General features: G+C 70.0%; 5 protein-coding genes. 3 read left to right on the top strand and 2 right to left on the bottom strand.

Going from position 1 to position 4,779, the window contains the following annotated elements:
• The first annotated feature begins 752 nt into the window (after nucleotides 1-752).
• On the top strand, nucleotides 753-2,003 hold the full coding sequence (locus ABD901_RS58085; RefSeq protein ID WP_345144880.1) for a glycosyltransferase 87 family protein: 1,251 nt from the start codon (nucleotides 753-755) through the stop codon (nucleotides 2,001-2,003).
• Nucleotides 2,004-2,036: 33 nt separating this feature from the next.
• Nucleotides 2,037-2,213 (top strand): hypothetical protein, encoded by a 177-nt coding sequence (locus ABD901_RS58080; protein ID WP_345144879.1) that lies wholly within the window; start codon nucleotides 2,037-2,039, stop codon nucleotides 2,211-2,213.
• Between the two features lie 11 nt (nucleotides 2,214-2,224).
• On the opposite strand, the gene ABD901_RS58075 is transcribed toward ABD901_RS58080, so the two are convergent.
• Nucleotides 2,225-2,656 carry a hypothetical protein gene (locus ABD901_RS58075; RefSeq protein WP_345144877.1) on the bottom strand — a complete coding sequence of 144 codons (432 nt, stop codon included), beginning with the start codon at nucleotides 2,654-2,656 and terminating at the stop codon, nucleotides 2,225-2,227.
• A gap of 50 nt (nucleotides 2,657-2,706) precedes the next feature.
• Complete coding sequence (locus ABD901_RS58070; protein WP_345144875.1) at nucleotides 2,707-3,675, bottom strand: LacI family DNA-binding transcriptional regulator; 969 nt, start codon at nucleotides 3,673-3,675, stop codon at nucleotides 2,707-2,709.
• A 206-nt stretch (nucleotides 3,676-3,881) separates the two neighbouring features.
• On the opposite strand from ABD901_RS58070, the gene ABD901_RS58065 reads away from it, so the two are divergent.
• A partial coding sequence (locus ABD901_RS58065; RefSeq protein ID WP_345144873.1) for a sugar ABC transporter substrate-binding protein occupies nucleotides 3,882-4,779 on the top strand: 898 nt, incomplete at its 3' end.

The following is a 4,779-nucleotide window of genomic DNA, read 5'->3' as shown; positions in this document are numbered from 1 at the left end:
CCCTGACGGTGCCCTCTCGAACTGGACGATAGAAGCCTGAAGAACCTCTATCTTTCCAGCTCGCGGGGGCATCATCGCATCCGGGCCCTCGTGCTCACATCAATCCCATCGGTGGATCAGGGCTAAGCCGGCGATGCGCACAGATGTCAAGGACTTCGACTTCTACTTTCCTTGGGGTCGCGCTGAATAACTCATCCGCGGCGACGAATGGAGCGTCGCGGTTGTGGTCGTGCCGTCCGCGATGCGCACCCCCTTGCCGCGCAGCACCGAGGAATGCCGCCAGACCTGCGACCCGTTCCGGGGCCGGGTGAGCCGGTGGTCGCAGCGGTCGTTGCACTGTCGCACGCGGGGTCGTCGGCGGAACGACACGCCACTCGGAGTCTCGCCAGGTAGCGGCCGACATCCGGCGTGCGCACGTTGCCCGCAGGCCCGTCAGCGCGCCCGCTCACCTTGTCCGGGTGATTGCCGGGGCCGTCCGCGATGTTCTGCTGTGCCGAGTGGTGGTCGGCGACCCAGCAATATGCCGGGCGGCCCTGCAATGCCGGCCACCAGGCTGACGGCACCGACGAACGGGGAGCACCATGCCGCGCAGGACGATGACCGTACGCCCGCCCGAGGCCTCGTCCAGCGGCAGCGCCGTGGTGCCCGCCGGGCCAAGCCGCCCTCGGCGGCGGAGAAGGCTGTCGGCACTGCGGCCCGCGGAAGCGACGAGTGAACCACGCACCGCCATCATCCTGCCAAGGTGGCTCATCGTGCCCGGAGCAGCCCTGTTCGCAGCGTCGATGGCGATGTTCCTCGGGTTGGCGCGCGTGCTGGGACTGAACCCGTACGACCTCACGGTATATCTGCTCGGCGGCGGCGCGTACCGCCACGGCCAGCCCGTTTACGACCAGGTGATGCACAGTGGGTTCGGGAACGGATACTTCACCTATCCCCCGGTAACGCTCCTCATTTTCGGCCCGTTGTCGTACCTGTCCGTTTCGACGGCACATGCGATCATGCTCGCCGTCGCCGTCGTTTCAGTGCTCGGGATCATCTTCCTCTCCCTGCGCATGATCGGCTGTCGACCGGGGCCCGGTCTGGTCGGCGCGACGCTGGGAATCGCGGGAGCGGCGCTGTGGCTTCAGCCCGTTTACGACACCCTCATACAGGGACAGATCAACCTCATCCTCGTGCTCATGGTGCTCGCCGACGTCGCATTCGACGGGCGGCGCCGATGGCCGACCGGTGTGCTCATCGGTGCCGCGGCCGCGATGAAGCTCGTGCCGGGGATCTTCATCCTCTACCTCCTGCTCACCCGCAGGTATCGGGCTGCCGTCACCGGCGCTGCCACGTGGGCCGCGTTGACCGGACTCGGCTTCGTCGCGGCCCGGGCCGACTCCGTCCAGTTCTGGCTCCGCGGAACGTTTTCGGACTCGGCGCGGGTCGCCAGCCCGGCCACCCCAGGGTCGGTCTACAACCAGTCGATCCACGGCATCGCCGTCCGGCTGGTGGGCCAGGAGGCCGGTGACATCCTGTGGTACGTGGTCGCCGCGCTCGTCGTGGCCGGTGGTCTGGCCGTGGCCGTCGTCGCCGATCGCGTTGAGGGACGCCTCGCCGGCGTGCTCATGTGCGCCCTGACCGGGCTGCTGGCGTCTCCCCTGACCTGGCACGAGCACTGGGTCTGGATCGTGCCCGTGCTGATCTGGCTCGGGGACGTCGCTCGCCGGCTCAACCGGACGGCACCGGCCCTCGCCGGCGCGCTGCCGTCCCTGCCTGCTCTGCCGTTCCTGATGTGGCCGGTGCCGACCGGGGTACCCAACCAGGTCGGACCGGCGTCGATTCTCAGCCCGGCCCGGCACATGTGGGAAAACGAGGGCAACCACAAGCCGGTGGTGTTCCTGGCGGGCACCGCCTATGTCGCGGTGGGACTGGCGGTCCTGCTGGCAACAGCCTCCGCATTACGCCGGGCTCCTCGCATCCGGCCGCTCACGACGCCCGTCCCAGCCCCGAGAAGCGCCTAGCCTGAATCCCCCATCCAAGAAGGGCCGTTGTTCGTGTTCGTCTTCGTTGCGGTGACCGCCGCGTTCCTCGTGACACTGGTGCTCGGCGCTGTCGGACTCGGGCAGGTGGAGCCGCTCGACGCCGTTGCCGGGCTGCTCGACCGCGTCGCCGTTGTCGTCGCATCGACCTGGCTGACCGCCCTCGCGATCCGCTCCCTGCGAAGCGTGTAGAAAAAGCGGCTTCAGCGGCGCTGCGGATCGCGCAGGAACTTGACGAGGCCGGAGACGCCGACGCCGAGGCCCATCGGGATGAAGACGCCACCGATGATGTACGCGCCGAGCCGCGCGTCCGGCGGCACCGAGTCCTGGAACGCGGCCTTGAGGAGCAAGGCGATGCCGAGGCCGGCGAAGCCGACGGCCCACAGCAACTGGCCCGTGCCGGGCTCGGCTAGGCCCTGCCGGCTGATGGCGAGCCCGCCGACCCAGGCGAGGAGGCCGCCGATGAGCAGCAGGGTCCACCAGATGGTGTCGTCGGGGCAGGTGCGGGTGCTGATGTACGGGCCGCCCGACGAACAGCTGCCGGTGTCGAGCATCCGGTCCAGCCCGAACCAGAGCGCGACGATACCGGCCAGGCCGACGACGACGCTCAGCGCATCACGGACGCTCCCTCGCATGGGGCAAGGGTTGCACGCCGGTGCGGCGCGGCGCACTGCCCGATAGGCGACTACACGGCGGTCGAGGCGCGCGGGACGAGGCGGCACGGAACCGCCCGCAGGCCCCGCGCCGCGTCGCCGTTGATGGCGGACAGCAGCAGCTCCGCGGCGGTGCGGCCGATGCCCTCGAGGTCCATGTCGATGCTCGTCAGCTGGGGGCGGCAGGCCTCGACCATGACGTCCCAGTTGTCGAAGCCGACGAGGGCGACGTCGCCGGGGATGGCGCGGCCGGCCTCGCGCAGCGCCTCGGCGACGCCGCGGGCGATCTGGTCGCTGCCGCAGAAGACGGCGTCGACCTCGGCGCCGGTGGACAGCAGGATGCCGGTGGCCTGGCGGCCCCACGCCTCCGTCCATTCGCCGAACAGGGTCGTGGCCGGCTGCAGGCCCTCGGCGGCGAGGGTCTCGGCGCAGGCGACGGCCCGCACCCGGGCGGAGTGGTGGTGCTCGGGGCCGGTGATGTGTGCGATGCGGCGCCGGCCGATGGCCAGCAGGTGCCGCACTGCGCGGCGGGCGCCGTCGGCCTCGTCGGGCACGACCGAGCAGTCGGCCGGGTTGGACGAGCTGATGAACGCGTAGACGACCGGCACGGGCAGCTCGGCGGCGATCGGCAGCCGGGCCTGGGTGCGCCGGCCCGTGACGATGATGCCGTCGACCTTCCGGCTCAGCAGGGTGCGCAGGTAGTACTGCTCGCGGATCGGGTCGTCGCGGGCGTCGGCGAGCAGGACCGAGACCTGGCCCGCGCCGAGGGCGTCCTCGGCGCCGATCATGAGCGGGATGCTGAACCGGCCGATGCTGTCAGTGGTGATCATGCCGACGGTGTAGGTGCGGCCGGCCTGCAGGCCGCGCGCGGCGGCGTTGGCGACGAAGCCGAGCTGCTCTGCGGCCTGCTGCACCCGCAACCTGGTCTCGGCGCGCAGCGAGCCGCGGCCGTTGAGCGCCTTGGAGGCGGTCCCGGTCGAGACCCCGGCTAAGGCCGCCACCTCACTGATCGTGGCCGGCCGGACGATGTTGCTCAGAGCATCCTCCAACCCCGCGGAAGAGTTTCCTAGTTTCCTTGCCGTGTGACTGTAACGTCGCCTTGACAGGCGTACAAGCCCGCTTTTAGCGTCAAGGCAATCGTTTTCCGGGCCTTTCCTAATCAGGCCCGGGAGCGGGACACCCCACCCCCTTGACCGAGGAAACCGCCATGACAGTTTCCACCCTCCGGGCCGCGGCCGTCGTCGTCGTGTCCGCCTGCCTGGCCGCCGGCTGCTCCACCTCCGGCGGCACCGACTCCGGCTCGACCGGCTCCGCCGGCGGCGGCACCTACACCGTCTGGGACCCTTACCCGCAGTTCGACGACAGCGCCGCCTGGGTCAAGCTCCTGCAGCAGTGCGGCACCGACGCGGGCGTCACCGTCAAGCGCACCGCCTACGACACCAGCGACCTGACCAACAAGGCGCTGCTCGCGGCGCAGCAGAGCAACTCACCCGACGTGCTCATCGTGGACAATCCGGTGGTGTCCACGCTCGCCGACGCGGGCGTGCTCACCACCACCGAAGTGATGAAGGTCGACACCACGGCGGTCTCGCCGAACCTGCTCGCCGCCGGCCAGATCGGCGGCAAGACCTACGGCATCCCGATCGGCGCGAACACCCTGGCCCTGTACTACAACAAGGCCGTCCTGACCGCCGCCGGCGTCGACCCGGCCGCCGTCAAGGACTGGGCGTCGCTGACCACCGCCCTGGGCAAGGTCAAGGCGACCGGCAAGAAGGGCATCACCTTCTCGGCCATCGGCACCGAGGAGGGCAGCTTCCAGTTCCTGCCGTGGTTCTGGGGCTCCGGCGCCAACCTCACCAAGCTCGACTCGGCCGAGGGCGTCTCCGCGCTGCAACTGTGGACCGACTGGCTGAAGAACGGCTACGCGCCCAACTCGGTCATCAACAACACCCAGACCACCAGCTGGCAGGAGTTCGCCACCGGCCAGTTCGCGTTCGCCGAGAACGGCACCTGGCAGCTGGGCAACGCCAAGAAGGCCGGCTTCGAGTACGGCATCATCCCGATCCCGTCGAAGACCGGCGGCACCGCGCCCGCCCCGACCGGCG

Origin of the sequence: Dactylosporangium darangshiense (assembly GCF_039537565.1) — a bacterium.
Lineage (GTDB): Bacteria > Actinomycetota > Actinomycetes > Mycobacteriales > Micromonosporaceae > Dactylosporangium > Dactylosporangium darangshiense.
The sequence above is the reverse complement of the archived record's forward strand: the minus strand, read 5'-3'. Positions and strand labels throughout refer to the sequence as shown.